This window comes from Nonomuraea endophytica (assembly GCF_014203235.1).
GTDB lineage: Bacteria > Actinomycetota > Actinomycetes > Streptosporangiales > Streptosporangiaceae > Nonomuraea > Nonomuraea endophytica.
This window is the reverse complement of sequence record NZ_JACHIN010000021.1, coordinates 137,226-161,313: the sequence shown is the minus strand read 5'-3', so window position 1 is coordinate 161,313 and position 24,088 is coordinate 137,226. Positions and strand designations below refer to the sequence as shown.

General features: G+C 71.0%; 19 protein-coding genes. 8 read left to right on the top strand and 11 right to left on the bottom strand.

The annotated features are described in order from the left end of the window. Positions 1 to 3 precede the first annotated feature (3 nt). Both HNR40_RS48070 and HNR40_RS48065 read left to right on the top strand, forming a co-directional pair. Positions 4 to 666 (top strand): response regulator transcription factor, encoded by a 663-nt coding sequence (locus HNR40_RS48070; RefSeq protein ID WP_184973977.1) that lies wholly within the window; start codon positions 4 to 6, stop codon positions 664 to 666. Beyond that, entirely contained in the window at positions 663 to 1,832 is a 1,170-nt protein-coding gene (locus HNR40_RS48065) for a sensor histidine kinase (RefSeq protein WP_184973976.1), read from the top strand. The genes HNR40_RS48070 and HNR40_RS48065 overlap by 4 nt, the downstream gene beginning before the upstream one ends. Here HNR40_RS48065 and HNR40_RS48060 read toward each other — a convergent pair. Together HNR40_RS48060 and HNR40_RS48055 are read right to left on the bottom strand one after the other, a co-directional pair. Then, the gene (locus HNR40_RS48060) at positions 1,829 to 2,263 is read right to left on the bottom strand and encodes a septum formation family protein (protein WP_184973974.1); all 435 of its coding nucleotides are present in this window, start codon (positions 2,261 to 2,263) and stop codon (positions 1,829 to 1,831) included. The two genes, HNR40_RS48065 and HNR40_RS48060, sit on opposite strands and share 4 nt — an antisense overlap. Positions 2,264 to 2,276: 13 nt before the next feature. After that, the gene (locus tag HNR40_RS48055) at positions 2,277 to 3,602 is read right to left on the bottom strand and encodes a cytochrome b (RefSeq protein ID WP_184973972.1); all 1,326 of its coding nucleotides are present in this window, start codon (positions 3,600 to 3,602) and stop codon (positions 2,277 to 2,279) included. Positions 3,603 to 3,833: 231 nt separating this feature from the next. Here HNR40_RS48055 and ppdK point away from each other — a divergent pair, with 231 nt between their 5' ends. From ppdK to HNR40_RS48040, 3 genes are all read left to right on the top strand, one after another. Next, positions 3,834 to 6,467, top strand: coding sequence for a pyruvate, phosphate dikinase (ppdK, locus tag HNR40_RS48050; RefSeq protein ID WP_184973970.1), 2,634 nt, complete (start codon positions 3,834 to 3,836; stop codon positions 6,465 to 6,467). 118 nt (positions 6,468 to 6,585) lie between these two features. Next, a complete protein-coding gene (locus tag HNR40_RS48045; RefSeq protein ID WP_184973968.1) occupies positions 6,586 to 7,803 on the top strand; it encodes a deoxyguanosinetriphosphate triphosphohydrolase in 1,218 nt (405 codons plus the stop codon). 27 nt (positions 7,804 to 7,830) lie between these two features. Further along, on the top strand, positions 7,831 to 8,994 hold the full coding sequence (locus HNR40_RS48040; RefSeq protein WP_184973967.1) for an NAD(P)/FAD-dependent oxidoreductase: 1,164 nt from the start codon (positions 7,831 to 7,833) through the stop codon (positions 8,992 to 8,994). Here the strand turns inward: HNR40_RS48040 and HNR40_RS48035 are convergent. Next, positions 8,954 to 9,811 carry a M23 family metallopeptidase gene (locus tag HNR40_RS48035; RefSeq protein ID WP_184974015.1) on the bottom strand — a complete coding sequence of 286 codons (858 nt, stop codon included), beginning with the start codon at positions 9,809 to 9,811 and terminating at the stop codon, positions 8,954 to 8,956. The genes HNR40_RS48040 and HNR40_RS48035 overlap by 41 nt on opposite strands. 613 nt (positions 9,812 to 10,424) lie before the next feature. Here HNR40_RS48035 and dnaG point away from each other — a divergent pair. Further along, a complete protein-coding gene (gene dnaG / locus HNR40_RS48030; RefSeq protein WP_184973965.1) occupies positions 10,425 to 12,266 on the top strand; it encodes a DNA primase in 1,842 nt (613 codons plus the stop codon). 15 nt (positions 12,267 to 12,281) lie between these two features. On the opposite strand, the gene HNR40_RS48025 is transcribed toward dnaG, so the two are convergent. Next, the gene (locus HNR40_RS48025) at positions 12,282 to 13,472 is read right to left on the bottom strand and encodes a helix-turn-helix transcriptional regulator (RefSeq protein WP_184973963.1); all 1,191 of its coding nucleotides are present in this window, start codon (positions 13,470 to 13,472) and stop codon (positions 12,282 to 12,284) included. Positions 13,473 to 13,528: 56 nt separating this feature from the next. Here HNR40_RS48025 and HNR40_RS48020 point away from each other — a divergent pair, with 56 nt between their 5' ends. Continuing rightward, positions 13,529 to 14,395 carry an NmrA family NAD(P)-binding protein gene (locus tag HNR40_RS48020; RefSeq protein WP_184973961.1) on the top strand — a complete coding sequence of 289 codons (867 nt, stop codon included), beginning with the start codon at positions 13,529 to 13,531 and terminating at the stop codon, positions 14,393 to 14,395. 268 nt (positions 14,396 to 14,663) lie between these two features. After that, positions 14,664 to 15,767, top strand: coding sequence for an RNA polymerase sigma factor RpoD (rpoD, locus tag HNR40_RS48015; RefSeq protein ID WP_312896804.1), 1,104 nt, complete (start codon positions 14,664 to 14,666; stop codon positions 15,765 to 15,767). Positions 15,768 to 15,818: 51 nt separating this feature from the next. Here the strand turns inward: rpoD and HNR40_RS48010 are convergent, their stop codons facing one another. From HNR40_RS48010 to HNR40_RS47980, 7 genes are read right to left on the bottom strand one after another with little or no spacing between them, the layout of a single operon-like run. After that, positions 15,819 to 16,631, bottom strand: coding sequence for a transporter substrate-binding domain-containing protein (locus HNR40_RS48010; RefSeq protein WP_184973958.1), 813 nt, complete (start codon positions 16,629 to 16,631; stop codon positions 15,819 to 15,821). Next, on the bottom strand, positions 16,628 to 18,031 hold the full coding sequence (locus tag HNR40_RS48005; protein WP_184973956.1) for a GlnX family signal transduction membrane protein: 1,404 nt from the start codon (positions 18,029 to 18,031) through the stop codon (positions 16,628 to 16,630). Before HNR40_RS48005 ends, HNR40_RS48010 begins: the two co-directional genes overlap by 4 nt. After that, entirely contained in the window at positions 18,028 to 18,702 is a 675-nt protein-coding gene (locus HNR40_RS48000) for an FHA domain-containing protein (protein ID WP_184973954.1), read from the bottom strand. The genes HNR40_RS48005 and HNR40_RS48000 overlap by 4 nt, the downstream gene beginning before the upstream one ends. Next, entirely contained in the window at positions 18,702 to 19,976 is a 1,275-nt protein-coding gene (locus tag HNR40_RS47995; protein WP_184973952.1) for a VWA domain-containing protein, read from the bottom strand. The genes HNR40_RS48000 and HNR40_RS47995 overlap by 1 nt, the downstream gene beginning before the upstream one ends. After that, complete coding sequence (locus tag HNR40_RS47990; protein WP_184973950.1) at positions 19,969 to 20,793, bottom strand: PP2C family protein-serine/threonine phosphatase; 825 nt, start codon at positions 20,791 to 20,793, stop codon at positions 19,969 to 19,971. The genes HNR40_RS47995 and HNR40_RS47990 overlap by 8 nt, the downstream gene beginning before the upstream one ends. Beyond that, positions 20,790 to 22,919: a serine/threonine-protein kinase gene (locus HNR40_RS47985; RefSeq protein WP_184973948.1), complete on the bottom strand. Its 2,130-nt coding sequence runs from the start codon at positions 22,917 to 22,919 to the stop codon at positions 20,790 to 20,792. Before HNR40_RS47985 ends, HNR40_RS47990 begins: the two co-directional genes overlap by 4 nt. Then, entirely contained in the window at positions 22,916 to 24,088 is a 1,173-nt protein-coding gene (locus HNR40_RS47980) for a hypothetical protein (protein ID WP_184973946.1), read from the bottom strand. The genes HNR40_RS47985 and HNR40_RS47980 overlap by 4 nt, the downstream gene beginning before the upstream one ends.

The following is a 24,088-nucleotide window of genomic DNA, read 5'->3' as shown; positions in this document are numbered from 1 at the left end:
AACATGCGCCTGTTGGTCGTCGAAGACGAAGAGGACCTGGTCGACGCGCTCCGCGTCGGCCTGGCCCGCGCCGGATATGCCGTGGACGTGGCCCTGGACGCGCCCGTCGCACAGGAGAAGCTCCAGGTCAACACGTATGACCTGGTGCTGCTCGACCTGAACCTGCCCGGCGGCGACGGCTTCCAGGTGTGCAGGGAGATCCGGGCGGCGGGCAAGGGCGTGCGGGTCATCATGGTGACCGCCCGCGACCGGCTCGACGACCGGGTCCGCGGGCTCGACGAAGGCGCCGACGACTACCTCGTCAAACCCTTCGCCTTCCCCGAACTGCTGGCACGGGTGCGCGCGCTCCTGCGCAGGGACACCGGCGGCACCTCCGTCCTGGAAGTCGGACAGCTGCGGATCGACACCGCCAGGATGGAGGTGTCGCTGGGCGGCCGGGCGCTCGCGCTCACCCCGAAGGAATACGGCGTGCTCCACTACCTCATGACCAGACCGGGGCACGTCGTCTCCTCCGAGGAACTGCTGGAGCACGTCTGGGACGAGCACGCCGACCCGTTCACCAACACGGTCCGGGTCACGGTCGGCAACCTGCGGCGCAAGCTCCAGGAGGACGGCCTCATCGAGACCGTCATCAGCAGGGGCTACCGGCTGAAGGAGCCGGCATGATCCACACGATCCGGTTCCGGCTCACGGTGCTTTACTCGGGGCTGCTGTTCGTGCTGGCCGCGCTGGTGCTGGGCGGCATCTATTGGGGCATCTCCAAGACCACCGACCAGCGCCCCTACACCACCGAGTACGCCAAGGCCTACCGGGGCGGCGAGTACGTGGGCAAGGAAGAGGTCGTGTTCGTGGAGGAGGTCGAGAACGCGATCAACGTCAAGACCCTGGCCACGCTGCGCGACTACTCGCTGGTCACGCTGGGCGCGCTCTTCCTGGCCAGCCTCGGCATCGGCTGGGTGCTGTCCGGCCGCGTGCTGCGCCCGGTGCGCGCCATCACCCGCACGACCGAGGAGATCCAGGCCACCGACCTGACCCGGCGCATCCGGCTGAACGGCCCGCGCGACGAGCTGCGCGACCTGGCCGACACCGTGGACACCATGCTGGACCGCCTGGAGTCCGCCTTCAGCGCGCAGCGCCGGCTCATCGACGACGCCTCGCACGAACTACGCAGCCCGCTCACGATCATCCGGGCCAACGTGGACGCCGTCCTCGCCACCCCGGATGCCAGCGACGAGGAACGCACCCGCGCCGTCGCCGTGGTCGACCGCGCCACGACCCGCATGACCCGCCTGGTCGAGGACCTGCTGGCCAGCGCCAGACGTCAGGGCGCCGCCTTCGCCGACGCCGACCTCGACCTGGGCCGCGTGGTGCAGGAGGCCAGCGAGGAATACGCCGCGCTGGCCGCCGGCCGCGGCCTCACCCTGACCCGCCGGCTGGAGCAGGACCTCGCGATGAGCGGCGACCACGACGCGCTGCGGCGCGCCGTCGCCAACCTCCTGTCCAACGCGGTACGGCTCTCGCCCCCGGACGGCCGCGTCCGGGTGGCGGCTGGCCGGGAGGACGGCTGGCTGTGGACCGCGGTCGCCGACGACGGCCCCGGCCTGGCGGAAGAGGACCAGCCGAGGGTCTTCGACCGGTTCTGGCGGGGCGAGAGCAGCCGCCGTGACCGGCACACCGGCCTGGGCCTGGCCATCGTCAGGCAGATCGTGGAGTCGCACGGGGGCCGGGTCGCGGTCTTCTCCCAGCTCGGCGCAGGCGCGACGTTCGTGCTGTGGTTCCCGCCGCTGGGCGGCGCGGGTACCCCGGCCCCCGCCGGGAACCCGTTGTCCTAGCCGAGCACGTGCCCGGTGAGTGGCGTGTTTTCCTCCACGGACAACGCCATGCAATAGGCGGTGCGGTGCTTGGGCCAGGTGTCCTGGCCGGGCGCCCAGGCGGTCCAGGTCACCGTGTCCCGGAACTCCTTCTTGATCTTGACCTTCCCCTCGCAGCCCTTCGTGGACCCCTCGATCACCTTGTCGTCGCCCGGCCACGGCTCGTCGGGCAGCACCCAGATCCCGGCGAACTCGTAGACATGCGGCTTTTCGCAGGGCACCAGCGTCGTGATGCCGTCGGGAGGCAGCTCGTCGAAGCAATCGCCGGGGCGCAGCTCGGTGGCGTGGTAGCGCTGCACGGTCGCCGAAGGCGCGGGCGAGGGTGCGGAATCGGTGGAGGCGGAGCAGGCGGTGGCCGCCAGCAGCGCCGCGGCGGCTAACAGGGATCGCACGCAGGGCAGCGTGTCATTCGGAGATCACATCGCGATATCGCCTTTTGCACAGCCATAACGTGATCGCGTATGCCACGCCGGGGAGGACGATGACGGCGGCGCGTAAGCCGTACAGGAGGGTCGGGTAGAGCTCGGCGGGGACGGTGAGCAGGGGCGCGTCGGCGGTGAGGTCGGTGGTGAACCAGGTCGCCGACCAGATGACGGTGAAGAAGACGACGACCGCGACACCCAGCGCGGTCCGCACGGGCGCGGCGGCGGGGCGCTGCACGACCTGGTGGTAGGCGCGGTCGCCGGTGAAGCGGCGCTCGATGAACGGCCAGAACAGCAGGATCGTGAAGAACCCGCCGAGGACGAGCATCGGGATCCAGAGCCCGGCGGAGAAGGTGAAGCCCGCGATCGTGAACTCCCATGGCGGCAGCAGGCGGAGCATGCCTTCGAGCACGCCGTAATACCAGAACGGCTGCGCCGACGGCGGCGCGGCGCCGGGACGGTAGGCCTGCGCGGCGGTCCAGACGGGGTTGACGATGACGAACGTGGCCAGCGCGGCGATGACCGTGAACGTGCCCAGCGAGGTGATGCCCTGCTTGAGGGAGAAGGCGGGGAAGAACGGCACCCCGCTGACCCGGCCGCCGCTCCCGTGGTGCTCGGTGTGCTTCTGCCGCCAGGTCAGCACCAGCGCGTGGAGCGGCACCAGCGCCAGCAGGAGGCCGGGCACCAGCAGCACGTGGGCGACGAACGCCCGCGGGATCACCTGGCCGGGGAAGGGGCCGTCGAAGACGAAGGACGACAGATACGTGCCGACCAGCGGGATCGACAGCAGCAGCCCCTGGGTCTCGCGCAGCCCGGACATGCCGAGCTGGTTGGCCGGAAGCGTCACCCCGAGGAACGCCTCGAACAGCGCCAGCCCGAACAGCAGCGCCCCCAGCACCCACGTCAGCTCACGCGGCTTCCTGAACGCCCCGGTGAAGAAGACGCGGAACATGTGGGCCACGATCGCCAGTACGAAGATCGTCGCCGACCAGTGGTGCATCTGCCGGATGAGCAGCCCGCCGCGCACGTCCACGCTGAGCTCGCGCACTGACTCGAACGCGGCGCCCGCCTCCGGCTTGTAGAAGAGCGTGAGGAACGTGCCGGTCAGCACGAGCAGGACGAAGGAGTAGAGCGCGAACTCGCCCAGCAGGAACGACCAGTGGGTGGGGAAGAGTTTGCGCAGGTTGGGCGCCAGCCAGCGGCCGGTGCCGAGCCGGTCGTCGAGGTAGCGGGCGCTGCCGGCCGCGGCCCGCGCCGATCCGGCGGTCAGGCGCGCGCGGCGCGTCGGCTTGGTGGTGGGGGTGGCCATCGGCGCCTCCCGGTCAGGGGGTCGTCCCTCATTCTCCTCCTACCCCACAGCTTTCTCAAGAATTGGTGTAAACCAATTGGTATAAACCAATTTCGGGAAGACTGGAGTTTTAATTGGATTAGACCTCATGAAGGCCGTTGACCTGGGGAAACAGTGACTTAACCGACGTGTGCAGTTTCATCATCTTTTTCGCCGGTACAGTCCAGGGCAGAGGCGTTGATTGGAGCTGTGGTGGCCAAGTTCGTTTACGATTTCACCGAGGGCAACAGGGATCTCAAGGACCTGCTCGGCGGCAAGGGAGCCAACCTCGCCGAGATGACCAACCTCGGGCTGCCGGTTCCCCCCGGGTTCACGATCACCAGCGAGGCGTGCCGCCACTACCTGGCGGAAGGCTCCGTCCCCGAGGGACTGGAGCGGGAGATCGCCGACCACCTGAGCGCGCTCGAGAGCGCCATGGGCAAGAAGCTCGGCCAGGCCGACGACCCGCTGCTCGTCAGCGTGCGCTCCGGCGCCAAGTTCTCCATGCCCGGCATGATGGAGACCGTTCTCAACATCGGGCTCAACGACGAGTCCGTCCACGGCCTGGCCAAGCAGGCGGGCGGCAACGACCGCTTCGCCTGGGACTCCTACCGCAGGCTCATCCAGATGTTCGGCAAGACCGTCCAGGACATCGACGGCGAACTGTTCGAGCACGCGCTGGAGGAGCTCAAGAACGGCCGCCAGGACACCGACCTCACCGCGCAGGAGCTCCAGGGCCTCGTCGAGACCTACAAGGGCATCGTGCGCGAGCAGACCGGCAAGGACTTCCCCGCCGACCCCCGCGAGCAGATGCGCCTGGCCGTGAAGGCCGTCTTCGACTCGTGGAACGCGCCCCGCGCCATCCTCTACCGCCGCCAGGAACGTATCCCCGCCGACCTCGGCACCGCCGTCAACATCGTCGCCATGGTCTTCGGCAACCTCGGCGACGACTCCGGCACCGGCGTGGCCTTCACCCGCGACCCCGGCTCCGGCCGCCAGGGCATCTACGGCGACTACCTCCAGAACGCCCAGGGCGAGGACGTCGTCGCGGGCATCCGCAACACCGTCCCCTTGCAGGACCTGGAGCGCATCGACAAGCACTCCTACGACGAGCTCCTGTCGATCATGGAGACGCTGGAGACCCACTACCGCGACCTGTGCGACATCGAGTTCACGATCGAGCGCGGCAAGCTGTGGATGCTGCAGACCCGGGTCGGCAAGCGCACGGCCGCCGCGGCCTTCCGCATCGCCGTCCAGCTCGTCGACCAGGGCCTCATCACACTCGACGAGGCCGTCACCCGGGTGACCGGCGACCAGCTCGCGCAGCTGATGTTCCCCCGCTTCTCCCAGGAGGGCGACCGCAAGAAGATCACCAAGGGCATGAACGCCTCGCCCGGCGCCGCGGTCGGCAAGGTCGTCTTCACCTCCGAGCGCGCGGTCGAGCTGGCCGACAAGGGCGAGGACGTGATCCTGGTCCGCCGCGAGACCAACCCCGACGACCTGTCCGGGATGATCGCCGCCCGCGGCGTGCTCACCTCGCGCGGCGGCAAGACCTCCCACGCCGCTGTGGTCGCCCGCGGCATGGGCAAGACCTGCGTCTGCGGCGCGGAGGAACTGGAGGTCTCCTCCTCGCAGAAGCGCTTCACCGCCCCCGGCGGGATCGAGGTGCGCGAGGGCGAGGTCATCTCGATCGACGGCAGCACCGGTGAGGTGTTCCTCGGCGAGGTGCCGGTCATGGACTCGGTCGTGGTGGAGTACTTCGAGGGTGCCCAACCCGATGACGAACTGGTCAAGGCGGTGGACCGGATCATGGCGCACGCCGACTCGGTACGCCGGCTCGGGGTGCGTGCCAACGCCGACAACCCCGAGGACTCGGCCAGGGCGCGGCGCTTCGGCGCCCAGGGGATCGGGCTGTGCCGTACCGAGCACATGTTTCTGGGCGAGCGCCGTCAGCTCGTCGAGGACCTCGTGCTGGCCACCTCCAAGCAGGAACGGCAGGCGGCGCTGGACGCGTTGGAGCCGCACCAGAAATCCGACTTCATCGGGATTTTTCAGGCAATGGAGGGTCTTCCTGTCACCATTCGCCTCATCGACCCGCCCCTGCACGAGTTCCTGCCCGACCTCGTCGCCCTCTCGGTCAAGGCCGCCACGGGCGAGGCCACGGACAAGGACCGCGCGCTGCTGGTCGCCGTCAAGAGACTGCACGAGCAGAACCCGATGCTGGGCCTTCGAGGGGTACGGCTCGGCCTGGTCATCCCCGGCCTGTTCGCCATGCAGGTGCGGGCCATCGCCGAAGCCGCCCGCGAGGTGCCCGGCGCCCGCCCCGAGATCATGATCCCGCTCGTCGCCGCCGTCCAGGAGCTGGAGGCGGTACGCGAGGAAGCCGTCAAGATCCTCCAGGCGACCGGCGTGGACGCCCTGGTCGGCACCATGATCGAGACCCCGCGCGCCGCGCTCACCGCCGGGCAGGTCGCCGAGGCCGCCGAGTTCTTCTCCTTCGGAACCAACGACCTCACCCAGATGACCTGGGGCTTCTCCCGCGACGACGTCGAAGCCGCCTTCTTCTCCCGCTACCTGGAGATCGGCATCTTCGGCGTCTCCCCGTTCGAGACCCTCGACCGCGACGGCGTCGGCCGGCTGGTCCGCCTGGCCGTCGAGGAGGGCAGGGCCACCCGGCCCGACCTCAAGCTCGGCATCTGCGGCGAACACGGCGGCGACCCCGACTCGGTCCACTTCTGCCACGAGGCCGGGCTCGACTACGTCTCCTGCTCGCCCTTCCGCATCCCGGTCGCCCGCCTGGAGGCCGGCCGGGCCGTACTGACGCAGAACGACTCCGACACCCGCTGACGGCATCGGCGCCAGGCCGGGCGGCCTGGCGCTTCATCCACGCGTAGGGAGGTGGTCACCGGGGCAATACTCCCAGCACAGGAGGGGTTGGGTGGACAGGAGTAGACTCACCGTTCTTATGTCCCGCTATGACCAGCATGACCAGGAGCGCTGGGTGCCGGAACCACCCGGCAACCCCGAGCGCAGCCCGTTCGGGCGGGACCGGGCCCGCGTGCTCCACAGCGCCGCCCTGCGCCGCCTCGCGGCCAAGACCCAGGTCGTCGGCCCCGGTGAGACGCTGGGCGTCGGCCAGCACATCCCGCGTACCCGGCTGACGCATTCGCTGGAGTGCGCCCAGGTCGGCAGGGAGATGGGCGCCACCCTGGGCGTCGACCCCGACCTCGTGGAGACCGCCTGCCTGGCGCACGACCTCGGGCATCCGCCGTTCGGGCACAACGGCGAGGTCGCGCTCAACGCGCTCGCGCCCTCGTGTGGCGGCTTCGAGGGCAACGCGCAGAGCCTGCGCCTGCTCACCCGCCTGGAGGCCAAGGTCCTCACCGAGTCGGGCGAGAGCGCCGGGCTCAACCTGACCAGAGCCGCACTCGACGCCTCCATCAAGTACCCCTGGACCTGCGACAAGTCCCCCAAGTTCGGCGTCTACCAGGACGACCTGCCGGTCTTCGAGTGGATCCGCGACGGCGCCCCCGAGGGCCGCGTCAGCTTCGAGGCGCAGATCATGGACTGGGCCGACGACGTCGCCTATTCCGTCCACGACCTCGAAGACGCGCTGCACGCCGGATACGTCACCCCGGAAGCCCTCCAGTCGGCCGACGAGCGCCGCCAGGTCTGCGAGGTCACCCGCCTCTGGTACGCCCGCGACGTCGACCCCGGCCGGCTCGAAGAGGTCTTCGCCAAGTTCATCGCCGACCCGCTCTGGCCGCGCACGTTCGCCGCCACCCTGGCCGACCTGGCCGGCCTCAAAGCCCTCACCAGCGGCCTCATCGGACGCTTCTGCCGCTCCGCGCAGAGCGCCACCATCGGCGCGTACGGCCCGCGCCACCGCGCCGACCTCGTCGTGCCCGACGACACCAGGCTCGAATGCGCGCTGCTCAAAGGCGTCACCGCCCACTACGTGATGACCCGCGACGACCACCACGCCAACCAGGCCAGACAGCGCGAGCTCATCACCGAACTGGCCTCCCTCATCACGCTCGGCGCGCCCCGCACGCTCGAACCCGCCTTCCGCCCCGCCTACCTCAAGGCCGAGGACGACGCCGGGCGCGTCCGTGTCGTCATCGACCAGATCGCCTCTCTCACCGACACTTCAGCCGTCGCCTGGCACCGGCGACTTTCCTGACGACCTGCGGGGGCGGATACTGCCCCCATGGCCACATTTGTGATCGTCGGTGCTGGGCTTGCTGGAGCCAAGGCGGCGCAGACGCTGCGCGAAGAGGGCTTCGACGGCGAGATCGTCCTCATCGGCGCGGAAACGGAACGGCCCTACGAACGCCCGCCCCTGTCCAAGGGCTATCTGCAGGGCAAAAGCGAAAGAGAAAAGATCTTCGTCCACGCCACCGGCTGGTACGCGGACCACGATATCGACCTGCGCCTCGGCCTCCGGGCCACCCGGCTGGACCTCGGAAGCCACACCGTCAGGCTGTCCGACGGGTCGCGGCAGCCGTACCAGAAACTGCTCATCGCGACCGGATCCAGCCCCAGACGGCTGCCGGGACCCGCGCGCTACCTGCGCACCGTGCAGGACAGCGAGGCGCTCAAGGAGCGCTTCGCCCGCGGCGGACGGGTGCTGGTCGTCGGCGCCGGCTGGATCGGCCTGGAGACCACGGCCGCGGCCCGCGGCGCCGGCTGCGAGGTGACGATCGTCGAGCCCGAGCCCACGCCGCTGCACCGCGTGCTCGGGCCCGAACTCGGCGAGGTCTTCGCGAACGTGCACCGCCGCAACGGCGTCGACCTGCGCCTCGGCACGCCCGTCGCGGAGATCACGCAGACCGGGGTACGGCTCAGCAGCGGCGAACGACTCGAAGCCGACCTCGTCCTCGTCGGCATCGGAGCCACGCCCGACACCGGCCTGGCCGTGGACGCCGGGCTCGACGTGTCCGACGGCATCCTGACCGACGCCGCGCTGCGCACCTCCGACCCCGACGTCTACGCCGCCGGTGACGTGGCCGAGTCCTTCAACCCGCTGTACGGCCGCAGGCTGCGCGTCGAGCACTGGGCCAACGCGCTGAACGGCGGCCCGGCCGCGGCGCGCTCCATGCTCGGGCAGGACGTGGTCTACGACCGGGTGCCGTACTTCTTCAGCGACCAGTTCGAGATCGGGATGGAGTTCTCCGGCGACGTCCAGGGCTACGACGAGGTCGTCTTCCGCGGCGACGTCGACGCGCTGGAGTTCATCGCCTACTGGCTGCGTGACGGCCGGGTCGTCGCCGGGATGAACGTCAACGTGTGGGACGTCGTCGGCGACATCCAGGACCTCATCAGGTCCGGCGTCAAGGTCGACTCGCAGGAGTTGTCGTCGGGTCACCGATGACGACCGGCGGCTCCTCGTCCTCCTTCGGCTTCGTGTCGGTGGTCGACTGCGGCGCCTTCTTCGACTTGCACTGCACCTGGCAGGGCGGCGTCTCGCCCAGCTTCTTGCGCAGGCCGAAGGCGGCGTCGCGGGGGGAGTAGGTCTTGTTGCCCTCGGCCCACGCGTCCAGGTACGCCCAGGGTTCGACCATGCCGCGGCGTACCCACCAGTAGGCGGGGCCGGTCTTCCAGGAGATGGCGAAGTACAGGTTCGCGCCGGTGTCGCGGGCGTTGCCCGACTTGCCGACCTGGCCGAGGACCTGGCCCGCCTTGACCTTGGCGCCGGGGGCGAGGCCCTCGGTGACGCTGTCGAGATGGCCGCCCAGGTAGCGGACGCCGTCGTCGCCGATCAGCGTGACGAACCTGCCCTCGCGGTCGGCGCCCTTGTCGGTCGAGGGGCGCCACCGGTTCTTGGTGTTGACCTCGTCGATCGTCCCGCCGATGGGGGCGACGAACGAGCACCCCTGGGCGGCCCAGATCGTGGTCTTGGGGAGCACGAGGAGCTGCCGCTGGTACGTGGTCCGGCAGCCTTTCACCGGAAAGACGTACTCGTACTTGGACATCTTGGGCGGCGGCACCCTGACCGGGTCATCGCCCTGGGGCCGCGCCTGCGGCTCCTTGGGCGGGATGGTGCCGGTGACCTGTGGGGTGGCGGAAGGGCTGACGGTGGCGGGCGCGCTGGCGCTGACCCCGGCGACACCGGCGCCCTGCGCACAACCCGCGCTGACCAGCAATGCCCCCGCCACGGCGGCACAACGCCCCAAAAGCCCCGATCGCATGATCTCCACCCGTGTCACCGTATCCAACGACAACCGTTCCCTTTGTAGCCGACCGGGAGCTCCTGCATCACCTGTTTGCCCGAAAGGGCTGGGGCTGCGCCTATCGCTTGCGCCACACTTCGCGCGACCTGTGACCCCCAGAACGCACCCAGACCCCCACCTTACGGGCGCCCCCACCCCGCAGTCCCACTCTCCCACCCCGCCCTTCCACCCCGCCCACTCACCACACCCGCTCCGGCCGCCAGGCGGCCCACCTCGCCCGCACAGCTCGCTCCACCCGCTCCGCCTGCTCGGCTCGCCCCCGCTGCGCCCCACTCGCCCTCCCGCTCCGGCCCTCCCGCTCCGCTTGCCCACCTTCCGCCTCGCCGGCCTCGGCCCGGCCGCCCGCACGGCTCGCCCCGCCCGCTCCGCCCTGCCCGCTCGGCCCTGCCCACCCGCTGGACTCGTCCCCTTTTCCGGCACGCCCGTTGGGTGGTTGGCCGGTTGTGTATCGCCCGTGGTGCTTGCGCCGCCGGGGATCGATGCCCTGATCAACCCGGGCCAGGTGGAAGGATCTTGAGGGGTTCGGCATGCGACGGCGATTGTGTCGGTGGGCGGCAATAGACTCTGCCGCGTGGCTGGCCGGATCCGTGATGTCGACATCGCACTCGTTCGTGAGCGTTCCCCCATCGCCGAGGTGATCGGCGAGCACATCCAGTTGCGCAACGCCGGAGGCGGCAACCTCAAGGGCCTGTGCCCCTTCCATGACGAGAAGAGCCCGTCCTTCAACGTCACCCCCGAGCGCGGGATGTATTACTGCTTCGGCTGCTCAGAGGGTGGCGATGTCATCACCTTCGTGGAGAAGACCGAGCATCTGCCGTTCAGCGAGGCGGTCGAGCGGCTGGCCGCGCGGGCCGGGATCACGCTCCAGTACGAGCAGGGCGGCTATGTCCCCAAGCGCGATCACGGGGAGCGGGCCCGGCTGATCGAGGCGCACAAGGCGGCGGCGGAGTTCTACCGCGACAAGCTGCTGTCGCCGGACGCGGCGCCGGGCCGGAAGTTCCTGTCGGAGCGGGGGTTCGAGCGGGCCGACGCCGAGCTCTTCGGAGTGGGTTACGCGCCCAACGAGTGGGAGGCGCTGACCCGGCACCTGATGGGGCGGGGCTTCACGGCCGAGGAGATCGTCAAGGGCGGGCTGGCCAAGGACGGCCGGAGGGGGCCCATCGACCGGTTCCGCGGGCGGCTGATCTGGCCCATCCGGGATGCCACGGGCGATGTCATCGGGTTCGGGGCGCGCAAGCTGATCGAGGCCGACGACGGCCCCAAATACCTCAACACCCCTGATTCCCCGCTCTACAAGAAGTCCCAGGTGCTCTATGGCATCGACCTGTCCAAGAAGGAGATCTCCAAGCGTTCGCAGGCCGTCATCGTCGAGGGCTACACCGACGTGATGGCCTGCCACCTCGCCGGTGTGCCCACGGCCGTGGCCACCTGCGGGACCGCGTTCGGCGAAGAGCACATCAAGGTGCTGCGGCGCTTCCTGCTCGACCAGTCGGCCGCCACCGGTGAGGTGATCTTCACCTTCGACGGTGACGCGGCGGGGCAGAAGGCGGCGCTGCGGGCGTTCGCGGACGAGCAGAAGTTCGTCACCCAGACCTATGTGGCCATTCAGCCCGACGGGCTCGACCCCTGCGACCTGCGGATCAAACAGGGCGACGCGGCGGTACGCGACCTGATCGCCAGCCGGGAGCCACTCTTCCAGTTCGCGATCCGCTCCACCATCGCCCGCTACGACCTGCGCAGCAACGAGGGCAAGATCGCGGCGCTGGACGCGGCGGCGCCGATCGTGGCCGGGATCAAGGACGTCGGCCTGCGCAAGCGCTACGCGATCGACCTCGACCGGTGGCTCGGGTTCATGGACGAGCGCTTCGTCATGCAGCGCATCGCCGAGGTCGGCGGCGCGCAACAGGGCCGTCCGCAGCGGGCCCGCCGGGCGGCGCCGATCGACCCCAACGTGCGGGTCGAGGGCGAGCTGCTCAAGCTGGCCGTCCAGCGTCCCGCGCTGCTCGGCCCGCGCTTCGACGCCCTCGACGCGGCGGCGTTCACCGGGGCCGACCACGTGCTGATCCACGGCGTGATCGTCGCGGCCGGCGGCATGGCCGCCGCCGGGTTCGGCGGGCGCGAGTGGGTCGACCGCCTGCTGGAGCACGCGCCCGACGAGGCCGCGCGCGGGCTGGTGACGCGCTTCGCCGTCGAGGTCATCCAGGCCGAAGCGCACGTCGAGGAGAGGTACGGCGCGGCGATGCTGGCCGCCATCGAAGCGGTCGCGGTCGACCGGGCCATCGCTCAGGTCAAGGCGCGGATCCAGCGGCTCAACCCGGTGGAGGAGCAGCAGGAATACAACCGGATGTTCGGCGAACTGGTCGCCCTCGAACAACAACGCCGCGTCCTGCGCGACCGCGCCGCCGGAAGCTGACCCCGCGGGTGACCATCAAGATCGCTTGACGCCGCGTGCCAGGCGGGCCGCGGTCTCGCCGAGGTACGCGCGGAACTCGGGTGGCTTCACCACCTCGAAGTCGGCGGCCAGCGCGGTCAGGATGAGCACCGGCCAGTCGAACTCGTCCACGTGCATCACGAGGCGGCAGGTCGCGTCGTCGACGGGTTCCACGATGCCGCCCGTGGCCGCGACCACGCGCTGGGCGTGTTCCAGGGAGGTGTGGACGATCACCACGATCTCCCAGGCGGCGGGCTGCGAGGTGAAGCGGTCGCGCACGAACGCGGCCGGATCGCCACCCGGCACCTCTCGCGGCCGGAACGGGACGCCGGTGGTTGCCGGGGCCTCCATCCGGTCCACCCGGAAGGTCCGCCAGTCGTGCCGGTCGAGGTCCCAGGCCAGCAAATACCACTTACGCCGCACGGACACGAGCCGATGCGGCTCCACATGCCGCCTGTCCCCACCAGCGGGCCCCGAACAAGACGCCGGACTCCCCGAAGAGGACGCCGGACTTCCCGAAGAGGACGCGGGACTTGCCGAGGGGGATGCCGGACTTCCCGAAGGGGACGCGGGACTTCCCGAAGGGGACGCGGGACTTCCCGAAAGGGACGCGGGACTTCCCGAAGGGGATGCCGGGCCTGCCGAAGGGGATACCGGGCCTCCCGAAGAGGACATCGGGCCTCCTGGACGGGATGCCGGACCAGGGCGGTAGGTGAGGTGGAGGCGTTCGGTGTCGCGGCAGGACTGGGCGAGGGTGGTGAGGGTGGCGGGGTCGGTCCGGGGGCCCGTCGACGTGAACGGGCGGACCGTATAGCGGGCCAGCGCGTCGACCCGGTGCCGCAGCCTGGGCGGCATGACCTGGACGATCTTGGCGAGGGCCTGGACGGACGTCTCCTCCGCGCCCGCCACCGCCCCGTCCGCCGCCGCCTGGAGGCCGACCGCGATGGCCACCGCCTCGTCGTCGTCCAGGAGGAGGGGCGGCATGGCCGTACCGGATCGGAGTTGGTAGCCGCCGTCGACGCCGCGGGCGGCGTCGACGGGGTAGCCGAGCTCGCGCAGGCGGTCGATGTCGCGGCGCAGGGTGCGCTCGCTGACGCCGAGGCGGGCGGCGAGGTCGGTGCCGGGCCAGTGGCGGTGTGTCTGCAGGAGGGACAGCAGGCGCAGCATCCGGCCGCTCGTGTTCGCCATAACCGGCAGGATATTGCGGACGGAAAGTGACCGGAATGGGCACTAGCGTGGGTGACATGACGGTTCTGGTGACAGGCGCCACGGGATTCGTGGGCCGCAACGTGGTGAAGCAGCTCGTGGAAGCGGGCGTGCGGGTAAGGGCGACGACGCGCAGGCCCGAGGCGGCGCACGGGCTGCCGGACGGGGTCGAGGTGGCCGGGGCCGACCTGGAGCGGCCCGGGACGCTGGAGACGGCGCTGGAGGGGGTCGGGGCGCTGTATCTGTTCCCGGTCGAGGAGACAGCCGAGGAGGTGGTGGCGCTGGCCAAGGAGGCGGGCGTGCGGCGGATCGTCGACCTGTCGGCCGCCTCGGTGAGCGTGGGGCTGCATCACAACCCGGTCGAGACGGTCGTGGAGAAGTCCGGCCTGGAGTGGACGCACGTGCGGCCCGGCGGGTTCATGGCGAACATGCTGCAGCTCTGGGCGCCGTCGGTGCGGGCCGAGCGGGTGGTGCGCTATCCGTTCGCCGACGAGCCGATGAACCTCGTCCACGAGGCCGACATCGCCGCCGTCGCCGTCCGGGCGCTGCTGGAGGACGGGCACCACGGCCGGGCGTACACGATCACCGGGCCGGCCTCGTGGACGGTGCGCGAGCAGGTCGCCGCCATCGGGGAGGCGCTGGGCGAGCCGGTTCGGTATGAGGAGGTCTCGCGCGAGCGGGCCAGGGAGCTGCTCAAGGCGCAGGGCGGGTTCGCCGCCGCGTCGGCCGATCTCATGCTCGGCTTCGCCGACTACGACGGCGGCGCGGCCTCCGGCGAGGACGGCTACTCCGATCAGGACTGGTCGGCGCTGGAGCGTCCGTGGCCCGATCTGGAGCAGGTGCTGGGCCGTCCCGGACGCACGTACGCCGATTGGGCCCGCGACCACATCGGGGATTTCCGGTGAATTCAGTGGATTGATTCCCGACGCCTCAGGCAGGGAAAGCCGTGCGCCCGGCTCCGCGCAGTTGCCGGGCGCGCCCAACCAGATCGCGCAATTGACTTTACTTTCCTGATCAAAGTCGGGCTAAACCTTAAACCGATCTCAATTTGGTAAGACCCCCGGCCTTACCTTCTGTGACAAAAATGGGTCTGCCATTTTATGGAACCAATACTGCAGACTGTGTCCCGTGGGTGCATCGGTACTGCCAGCAGGAGCGCCATCGGTCGATCAGGTGGCGGACCTCGTCGCGAAGGGAAGGGAGCGCGGCAGCGTAACCGTCGATGACGTCGCCGCCGCGCTCGACCGATCCGAGCTGCCGTCCGACGCGCTGGAACGCGTCGTGCGCATGCTCGCCGAGAACGGCGTGGAGGTCCTCGAGCCTCAGGGCGACGAAGAGACCACTCGCGCCGACGAGGAAGACGTAGGCAAACGCGCGCCGACCAGCGATCTTGTCCGCATCTACCTGCGCGAGATCGGCCGCGTGCCGCTGCTGACCGCTGAGGAGGAGGTGGAACTCGCCAAGTCGATAGAGGCCGGCCTGTTCGCCGAGGACAAGCTGGGCAACGGGGTCTCCCGCCTGGCCTTCCCCGAACTGCGCGAGCTCGTCTGGCAGGGAACCCGGGCCAAACAACGCCTCATCGAGGCCAACCTGCGACTCGTGGTGTCGATAGCCAAACGCTATGTGGGCCGCGGAATGCTCTTCCTGGACCTGATCCAGGAAGGCAATCTCGGCCTCATCCGCGCGGTCGAGAAGTTCGACTACACCAAGGGCTACAAGTTCTCCACGTACGCCACCTGGTGGATCCGGCAGGCGATCACTCGGGCGATTGCCGACCAGGCGCGCACCATTCGCATTCCGGTGCACATGGTGGAGACGATCAACAAACTCGTCCGGGTGCAGCGTCAGCTCCACCAGGACCTCGGGCGTGAGCCCATCCCCGAAGAGATCGCCAAGGAAATGGACCTGCCGGTCGATCGCGTGGTGGAGATCCAGCGCATCGCCCAGGAGCCGGTCTCGCTGCAGTCGCCGATCGGTGAGGAAGATTCCGACCTGGGCGACTTCATCGAGGACGCCGACGCGGTGGTCCCCATGGAAGCCGCCGCCTTCATCATGCTCCAGGACCAGCTCGACGACATCCTGGCGACCTTGTCGGACCGCGAGCAGCGCATCATCCAGCTGCGCTTCGGCCTCGCCGACGGTCATCCGCGCACGCTGGAGGAGGTCGGACGCGAGTTCGGCGTCACCCGCGAGCGCATCCGGCAGATCGAGTCCAAGACCCTGGCCAAGCTGCGCCACCCCACTCGTGCGCAGATGCTGCGGGACTACCTGGACTGAGTTCACCGACGCACGCGGGCCCGGACGCCGCCGGGCCCGCGCGTCCGTGTCCTAAGAGCAGCCCTCGAACTGCGGCACCGCGACCGTCGAGAAGTCCAGCCCGGTCGTGCCGAACCACTTCTTGAGCAGCGACTTGGCCGTGCCGTCCTGGTACATGTCGGTGATCGCGCGGTTGACCGCCTCGCAGCCCTCCACGTCGCCCACCCGCAGGCCCACGCCGGTCCGCTGCTCGTTGAAGCGCGCGTTGAGCAGCCGCAGGCCGGAGCCGTCCTTCGCGGCCAGGCCAGCGAGGATGATGTCGTTGGTGGTGATGGCGTCCACCTGCTCGGACTTCAGGTGCTCCAGGCAGGTGCCGTAGTCGGGCACCGGGACGAGCTGGGCGGCCACCTTGCGCTCCTCGACCACCCGCTGACCGGCGTTGGCGCCCTGCACCTCGCAGATCCGCCGGCCCGCCAGGTCCCGGACGTTCTTGATGTCATTCTCGTCGGGCCGTACCAGGATGTCCTGGTACGACAGGTGGTAAGGACCGGCGAACAACACCCGGGACTTGCGTTCCTGGGTGATGGAGAACGTGGCCAGCACCAGATCGGCCCGGTCGTCGGCGAGCACCTTCTCCCGGTCGGCGGCCAGCACCGGCACGAACTCCGGCCGCGCCCCGAGCTTGTTGGCGAGGTAGCGGGCCACGTCCACGTCGAAGCCCGCGAACCCGCCGTCCGCCGTGCGCACGCCGATCCCCGGCAGGTCGGTACGGACGCCGATCCTGATCGTGTCCTTGCCCATCACGCTCTCGACCCCGCCGGTCCCGCAGGACGACGCGGTCACGAGCGCCAGTACGGCCAGCGCCGCGATCCGCAGCCGCCTCATCGGTACTCCCTCAGCCGGGGCCACACGCCGGCGGCGATCAGGACAGCGGCCGCGCCGAGCGCCCACGGCGCCAGCCGCCACAGGCCGTCCAGCGCCCCGTCACCGGCGGCGACGGTCTTGGTGAACGTCGCCTCGTAGCGTTCGCCCACCGTCACCAGTTCCCTGTCGAACGCGGTGAAGCTCTTGGCCAGCTCGTCGAGCTTGGCCGAGACGGCCTGCGGCTTGGCCCCCGAGGTCGCCAGCGCGCGCATCCGCCCGTCGGCCTCCTGGAAGCGCCGGTAGGCGGCGAAGTTGCCGGCGATGTTGGCCCGGACCGGGGCCAGCAGGCCCAGGCTGATCCGCCCGTTCTTGGCCAGGGTGGCGTGATAGGCCTCGACGTTGCCGCCGTCGGCGTAGACGAGCGACTGGGACTTGTCGAGGAAGGCGTGTTCGTAGGTGTCGGCCCTGGCCGGGTCGAGCAGGTAGCGTGCCTGGTCGGCGTGGAGGCTGTTGCCGATGGCGCGGGCGCGGGCGGTGGTCAGCACCGAGTCGAAGCCGTCGCGCTTGGCAGATGCGATCGACTGCAGCACCTGTCCCAGCACGGCCACCCCGACCAGCCCGGCGATGACGGTCAGCCCGGTCGCGACGAGCAGCGCGGGCGCCAGCCGCCTGCGGAAGGCTCGGGCCAGATAGAGCTGCAGGGCCACGAAGAGGCCGCCGGCCGCGACCAGCGCGGCGATCAGCCCGAGCATGAGCAGCCGGACGGCCGCGGTCTCCTCGTCGTGGGTGCGGCGCACGATCGTGCCGCTCTCCAGCGTCAGGTTGTACGCCTTCGGCAGCAGCTCCAGCCGCATCAGGTCGGTGGCCTGCCGGTAGACGCGCAGCACCGCCTCCGGGGTCTCGCCCGCGCGGTGGTCCGACTGGGTGTTCAGCAGCAGGGCCTCGCCGGCCAGCCGCTCGTAGCGGCCCAGGCCGTCCAGGACGGACTGGATGGTGAGCCGCTCCGCCGGGTCGCCGTCGGCCAGCTCGAACGCGTCCAGCAGCGCCTGGTTGGCCTCGGTGCGGCGCTTCTCGTACTGGGTCATGGCGGTGGTGCGGCGCTCGCCGTACTCGCTGCCCATGAGCAGCACGTCGGCGACCTGCGCGTCCATGTCGCTCAGCCCGAGGTAGAGGCCGGCGGTGGCGACGACCTGCGGGCCGGAGTCGTGGCCGATCACCCGCAGGCCCTCGCGGGCGCTGCCGCTGCCGAAGGCGAGCAGCGCCGACAGCATCGCGAGCGCGATCAGCACCGCGCCGGTGAGGGTGCGGACGCGGCCGGGCACGCTGTGGCGTGAGACGGCGTGCTGCGTGACCACCGGCGCCGGGACCGCGGTCTGGGACTGCGCGGGCGGCGGCGAGGTGGTGGGCTGGACGATCGTCATGGCGTGTTCTCGCGGATGGTGATGACGGTCCACGCGCCCACGTGGATGCGGTCGCCCGGCTTCACCGGCACCGGCACGTTGAGCTTGAGCAGCTTGCCGTTGACGCGGGTGCCGTTGGCGGAGCCGGGGTCGACGAGGTCCCAGCCGCCGTCGTCCCTGAGCAGGAGGACGGCGTGCAGGTGGGAGACGCCCGGGTCCTGTGGGGGGCCGCTGAGGTCGATCTCAGGGTCGTTGCCGCCCGAGGACCGGTGCCGGCCGATCCGCACGTGCTGGCCGGCCATCGCGAACGAGCGTTCCGGGCAGTACGGCGGGAACGCCATGGCGGCCGCGTCGGGACCGCCTTCGGCGATGATCTCGTTGAAGTAGGCCCGGTCGGCGCCGGCGATCGCCTCCCAGCGCGTCGGCGGGGACGCGGGCGCGCCGGGGCCGGGAGAGGTCAGGACGGGTTGGCCCTGCGCGCCGGCGGGGCCGTTGAAGTCGTGGCCGCAGACCTCGCAGAACTGCCCGGCCCGCGGCGCCTGGCACACCGGGCACAGCTCGCCGCCCGCGGGCTGGGCCGCGGCGACCTGGGTGGGGAGGGAGGCCGCGACCCTCCCGACGGACATCTGGGTGCCGCAGACGTCGCAGTAGTCGTCGGCGCCCGACGGGTGCCCGTTCGGGCAGGTGGCCATCAGCCCTCCTCCTTCCTCAGCTTGCTGGTGCGCACCGAGCCCGTGTCGAGCTCGATCATGTCGGCCTTGTCGACCTGGCGGCGCAGCCTGGCGGTGCCGGAGGAGTCGAACTCGACCACCTTGTCCAGCAGCTTCGCGGTGTCGCCGTGGCCGGACTCGACCGCGATCTTCCTGGCCCTGGCCAGGCGGGCGGTGGCGGTGTCCAGGTCACCGGCGTCGCGGGCGCTGAGTCCCTCCTGGATCAGCGCGGCCATCTCGGCCTGGCCGCTGTAGTGGGCGACCTTCGGGTTGAGCTGGGTGGACAGGGCGAGGTCGTCGGTCCACTGGGCCAGCACGTTGCCGCTGGCGAAGACCTCCTGCGTGTCCGGCAGGACGAGCTTCACCCAGCCGGCCCTGATCTCGTTGCCGATCTGGCCGGGCTGGTCGAGCTCGACGCACAGGTGGTAGACGCGCTCCTCGGCGCCCCAGGAGCCGGTCGGGTAGTCGCCGGTCAGCGGGTTCACGTCGGTGCGCTTGCCGGTGAGCTCCACCAGGGTGGGGTTGACCTGCTTGACGAACTTGATCCGCGAGTTCTGCGGCGCCCACAGACGCAGTGCCAGCTCGGCCACGGTCTTGCCCATCGACTGCTGGGTCAGGTCGCGGAAGAACGCGGCCAGGTCGCCCTGGTTCCTGACGAAGGCGGAGGTGCCCAGCAGCGCCTCGGCCACCTTGCGCAGCTCGGCCGGGACCCAGTCCTCGCCGATGCCGAGGCTGTCGCAGACGAACCTGCCCTCGCAGGACTGCAGCGCCCTGGCGAAGACGTCGGCGCTCTGGTTGTTCTGCCCGTCGGTCATCAGGATCGCGTGCTTGATGGCGTTCGGGTGGTAGCGGAACAGGTTCTCGGCCAGCTGGAGCCACCGGCCGATCTCGGTGCCGCCACCGGCGCCCAGCCGCCTGATCGCGCCCAGCGCCTCCTTGCGCGACGCGCCGTGCGCCGGGACCAGCCTGCCGCTCTGCGGATAGATCACCGCGGCCTCGTGGTTGCCGGCGATCACCGCGAAGTGCACGCCGTCGCGCAGCGCCTGCACCGCCGCGGAAGCGGCCTCCCTGGCATCCCTGATCTTGCTCCCGCTCATGGAGCCGGACACGTCGATGATGATGATCTCCGCGGCCTCCGCGGGCCCCGTGTCCTTGGTGACGGTCCCGGAGGACTCAATGGTCAGGACGGCGTGCACCTCGCGGCCGTCGGTCGGCAGGAACTTGTTCTGGTCGATATTCAGCCTGAAGTCAGCCATCAGTGCCTCCTAGGGGATTCACGGGGATCAGAACGACGGTCACGTTGTCCCGCCCGCCCGCGTCGAGCGCGTGCTTGAGCAGGTCGCGCGCGAGCGCCTGGGGCTCGCCCGCGTCGGGCACACCGTCGCCGAGGTAACCGGACAGGCCGTCCGTGCACACGCACAGAAGGCCCGGCTCGCTGGGCGCGAAGGTCCGCACATGCGGTTCGACCGGCCCGGCGTCGGCGCCGAGCCAGGCGGTGATCTCGCCGGTGGGCGCGGCGTCGTCCACGGTCAGCTGGGTCCAGCCCGGCAGCCAGTACGCACGGCTGTCGCCGGCCCAGGCCAGCGTGATCCGCCCGCCGCCCACCACGGCCGAGACATAGGTGCAGGCCGGCGGGTTGACCGGGTCGTCGGCCAGATCGGCGACGGCGCGGAAGGCCAGCTTGAACGCCTCCTCCGAGGAGGCGCCACCCGCGAGCGCGGCCGAGGCGGTCTGGACGGCCGCAGCCGAAGCCTCGTCGGCCCTGGGCGAGGAGGCGACGCCGTCGCACACCACCGCCACGGTCGTGCCACCCGCCTCCAGCAGCGCCATCGCGTCCTCGTTGCGGATACGGCGCAGCCCCTTGTCGGTCACCCCGGCGGCGCCCGTCTCCAGAGCCGCCTCCTCGTGGTCGCGGGCGGAGGGCTGGCGCAGGCCGCAGCGTTCGCAGTAGCCCTCGGGGTCCACGGTGGGGGTGCCGCACGCCGTACACGTGGGGGCGTTGAGCGGGTGGCCGCAGGCCTCGCAGAAGGAGTCCGACGGCAGCACCGACGCCGCGCAGAGGGGACAGGTCATACCCACGTCCTCACCCGGACGGCGTTGGCCCGGTCGACCAGGGCGTGGCGGTCGCGGCGGGAGGTCGCGGCGTGGGCCAGGCGGCGGTAGATGCCCTCCAGCTGGCCGCGCACGCTCTCGTCGGTGAACGCCCCGCCGGCGATCGTCAGGCCGGACGGCGGGCCCGAGCTCGCGAGCCAGCCGAGCGCCGAGGTCAGGACCTCCGCCAGGATGCCGTCGCGGCGGCTCTGGTCGAGGTCGGTCAGCGCGTCGAGGCGGTCGGCGGCGCCGGCGATCTCGCGCGGGTCGCCCACCTGGGTGCGGGCGCTGACGGCCACGCAGGCGAGCTGGGCGGCCACCCGGTGGCTGGAGCTGGCCGGGACCTGGTCGAGCACGCGTACCGCCGAGGCGGTGTCACCCGCGGCCAGATACCGTCTGGCCAGGCCGAAGGCGGCGCTGACGTAGGAGCGGTCGGTACGCCAGACGGTCTCGTACCAGCGTCCGGCGTCCTTGCCCGCGGCCTCCAGGGCCAGGGCGTAGGCCAGCTTGGGCGCGAGCTCGCCGGGCAGCATGGTGAAGGTCTCGTCGAAGAGCCCGGCGGCCGCGTCGGCGTGGCCGGTGGCCAGCGCGTGGACGCCCCGATACCAGGTCAGCCGCCAGTCGCCGCCCAGCGTGCCGGCGGCGTCGGCGAGTGCCTGCCCGGCCTCGGGCCCGCCGGTCTCGGCCAGCAGCCTGATCCGGGTCAGCATGGTCTCGGGCGTCTGCGGCATCGCCTCCACCTGGGCGAGCAGCTGCTGCGGGAAGCGGCCGGCGAGTCCCGCCAGCGCGCCGGCCGCGGGGTCGGCCGGGTCGGCCAGCGGCACCGGCATCGCCGCCGCGGCCTCCAGCGGATCCAGCTCGGCGAAGACGCGGGCCGGATCGGGGGACAGGGCCGCGCCCGCCGCCAGCCGTTCCGGGCCGAAAAGCCCGGACACCTGCGGGAACGGCACGCCCTCCGCGGCCGCGCTGATCTCCCGCAGCACGCCGGTGAGCTGCTCCTCCATCTCCGCCGCGCTCTGGAAGCGGGCGAGCGGCTCGGGAGCGGTCGCCCGGCGCAGCAGCCGGGTGAACGACTCGTGCCCGCAGTCGGCCGGCAGCGGGTTCTCCTTGCGCCCGCGCGCGGGGCTGAAGTTCGGCACGGCCAGCACCGCCAGCGTCCTGGCCACGGTGTAGAGGTCGGAGACCACGGAGGCGGGCTGGGTGTCCAGCTCGGGCGCGTGGTAGCCGACCGTCACCCACGACGTGCCGGGCGGCGAGCCGAGCCGCTGGACCGCGCCCAGGTCGATGAGCTTGAGCCGCTTGCCGACGCGGATGGCGTTGGCCGGCTTGAGGTCGCAGTAGACCAGGCCCTGCTCGTGCAGGTAGCCGAAGGCGCGCAGGATCTCCCTGCCGTACTTGAGCGCGTCGCGCATCGGGAGCAGGCCCTGGCGGCGCAGCTGGTGCAGCGACTGGCCGCCGACGAACTCCATGACGATGTAGCTGAGGCCGTCGTGGTGCTGGAAGTTGATGATGTCGACGATGTTCGGGTGGTCGACGGAGGTGAGGAAGCGCCGTTCGGCCTCGGCCGCCGCGAGGGCCTCGGGGTCGTTGGTGTTGAGCAGGCCCTTGAGCACGACCGGCTTGCCGTCGAGGTTCTCGTCGGTGGCCAGGTAGATCCAGCCGAGGCCGCCGTGCGCCATCGCGCCGCGCACCTGGTACTGGCCGCCGACCAGGTCGCCCTCGACCAGCTTGGGGCTGAAGGAGAAGCGGGTGCGGCAGTTCGGGCAGAACCCGTCGGCGCGGCCGGGCTGCCCGTCCCTGCCCCGGCCCACCGGCTGGGCGCACGAGGTGCAGAATCGCTTCTCCTCGGCCACCTGCGGGTCCTTGAGCACCACGTCGTCGGGGTTGACGACGGGCACCGGCGGCAGGTCCTCCAGCGCGTCGGCCAGCCGGCCGCCGGTCGAGCGGCTCACCGGGCCGCTGACCGGCGTGCTCATGGGCGTGCTCAGTGGACCGGTGGCCGGGGAGGCGCTCTGCGCGGCGGGTGGGGTGGCGGCCGCGTGGCCGCAGGTGTCGCAGTAGCCCTCTTCGATGGTGCCCGGGCAGCCCGGCTGGGCACACTTGATCATCGGCTGCCTCCATGGATGGCGTTCTGGTAGAGGTCGACGGCGGTGGACGCCTGCCTCAGGTCGCAGGGGGCGCTCCAGAGGATCTGGCGCGCCCGCTCGTACAGACGGGTGAACTCGGTGTTCTCGGCCAGGCCGACCCTGGCGGCCTTGGCCTGGGTGGCGGTGAGCCTGCCGCGCAGCTCGTCGCGGCGGCCGATGAGGCCGAACAGCGCCCGCGTGCCGGCCCGCGCCTTGTCGGCGGCCTCGGCGGCGGCCTTCTCCAGCGCGTCGAGGCGGGCCGCTCTGGTGAGCCAGCCCTCGGTCGCGGCGTCGAGGCCGGCGAGGTGGGCGAGGAGGTCCTGCAGGCGGTTCCTGGGCACCGCGGACGGCGGGAGGACGATCTTGACGACGACCTGGCCGTGGGCCATCCTGGCCTCCGCCTCGGCCTGCCGTACCGTGTCGATGGCGGCCAGCAGCCGGTCGCGGCGAGCTGTGTAGTCGCGCTTGGCGCGCACGGCGCGCTCCAGGTCGGCGCGGCTCGCGTCGAGGAGCTTGGTCAGGCGGTCCAGCTCGGGGCCGGGCGGGGCGCAGCCGATGGGGTCCTCGACGACCTGCGCGCGCACGCGCGCGAGGTCGGACTCGACCGCGCTGAGGTCCAGGCGTTCGCCCACCTCGGCGGTCAGCGTCGCGAGCGCCTGCGCGCTCGCCTCGGCCCGCTCGATGCGCGGCAGGGCGGGGTTCCAGACCGCGTCGACGTCCTGCAGCGTCTTGGCGATCTCGCCGAACGCCGCGTCCATCCTGGCCACCGTCTGGTCGAGGGTGAGCAGCTCGTCTGGCTCCGCCTCGCCCAGCGTGCGCTGCTCCACGGGCTTGGCCGCGGCCTTGAGCACGACGGAGGGGCCGGTCAGCAGCGCGGTGATCTCGGCCAGTTCCGCGGTGCCCGGTTTGCCGCGGCGGGCCCGTACCTCTTCCGCCTGCCTGAGCACGGCGCGGTAGAGGTCGTACAACGCCCACATCGCGGCCACCGACGCCTGCGCGGCGGCCCACCTGCTCGCCGTGGCGCCCCGCAGGGTGGCGCCCTTGAGCAGCTGGTAGGTGTTGTGGGCATCCAGGTCGAGAAGGTCGCCCGAGATGCGGTCGCGTTCCTCCGCGCGTGCTCGGAGCTCATAGTCGGCGCCTTCTCGGCTCAT

Coding starts and splice junctions, on each gene's coding strand:
- HNR40_RS48040 (WP_184973967.1), top strand. CDS start 7,831: ATGGCCACATTTGTGATCGTCGGTGCTGGGCTTGCTGGAGCCAAGGCG.
- HNR40_RS48055 (WP_184973972.1), bottom strand. CDS start 3,602: ATGGCCACCCCCACCACCAAGCCGACGCGCCGCGCGCGCCTGACCGCC.
- HNR40_RS48070 (WP_184973977.1), top strand. CDS start 4: ATGCGCCTGTTGGTCGTCGAAGACGAAGAGGACCTGGTCGACGCGCTC.
- HNR40_RS47985 (WP_184973948.1), bottom strand. CDS start 22,919: ATGATCAAGTGTGCCCAGCCGGGCTGCCCGGGCACCATCGAAGAGGGC.
- HNR40_RS48000 (WP_184973954.1), bottom strand. CDS start 18,702: ATGGCCACCTGCCCGAACGGGCACCCGTCGGGCGCCGACGACTACTGC.
- HNR40_RS47990 (WP_184973950.1), bottom strand. CDS start 20,793: ATGACCTGTCCCCTCTGCGCGGCGTCGGTGCTGCCGTCGGACTCCTTC.
- HNR40_RS48005 (WP_184973956.1), bottom strand. CDS start 18,031: ATGACGATCGTCCAGCCCACCACCTCGCCGCCGCCCGCGCAGTCCCAG.
- HNR40_RS47980 (WP_184973946.1), bottom strand. CDS start 24,088: ATGAGCCGAGAAGGCGCCGACTATGAGCTCCGAGCACGCGCGGAGGAA.
- HNR40_RS47995 (WP_184973952.1), bottom strand. CDS start 19,976: ATGGCTGACTTCAGGCTGAATATCGACCAGAACAAGTTCCTGCCGACC.
- HNR40_RS48065 (WP_184973976.1), top strand. CDS start 663: ATGATCCACACGATCCGGTTCCGGCTCACGGTGCTTTACTCGGGGCTG.
- HNR40_RS48010 (WP_184973958.1), bottom strand. CDS start 16,631: ATGAGGCGGCTGCGGATCGCGGCGCTGGCCGTACTGGCGCTCGTGACC.
- HNR40_RS48035 (WP_184974015.1), bottom strand. CDS start 9,811: ATGCGATCGGGGCTTTTGGGGCGTTGTGCCGCCGTGGCGGGGGCATTG.
- HNR40_RS48020 (WP_184973961.1), top strand. CDS start 13,529: ATGACGGTTCTGGTGACAGGCGCCACGGGATTCGTGGGCCGCAACGTG.
- HNR40_RS48045 (WP_184973968.1), top strand. CDS start 6,586: ATGTCCCGCTATGACCAGCATGACCAGGAGCGCTGGGTGCCGGAACCA.
- HNR40_RS48025 (WP_184973963.1), bottom strand. CDS start 13,472: ATGGCGAACACGAGCGGCCGGATGCTGCGCCTGCTGTCCCTCCTGCAG.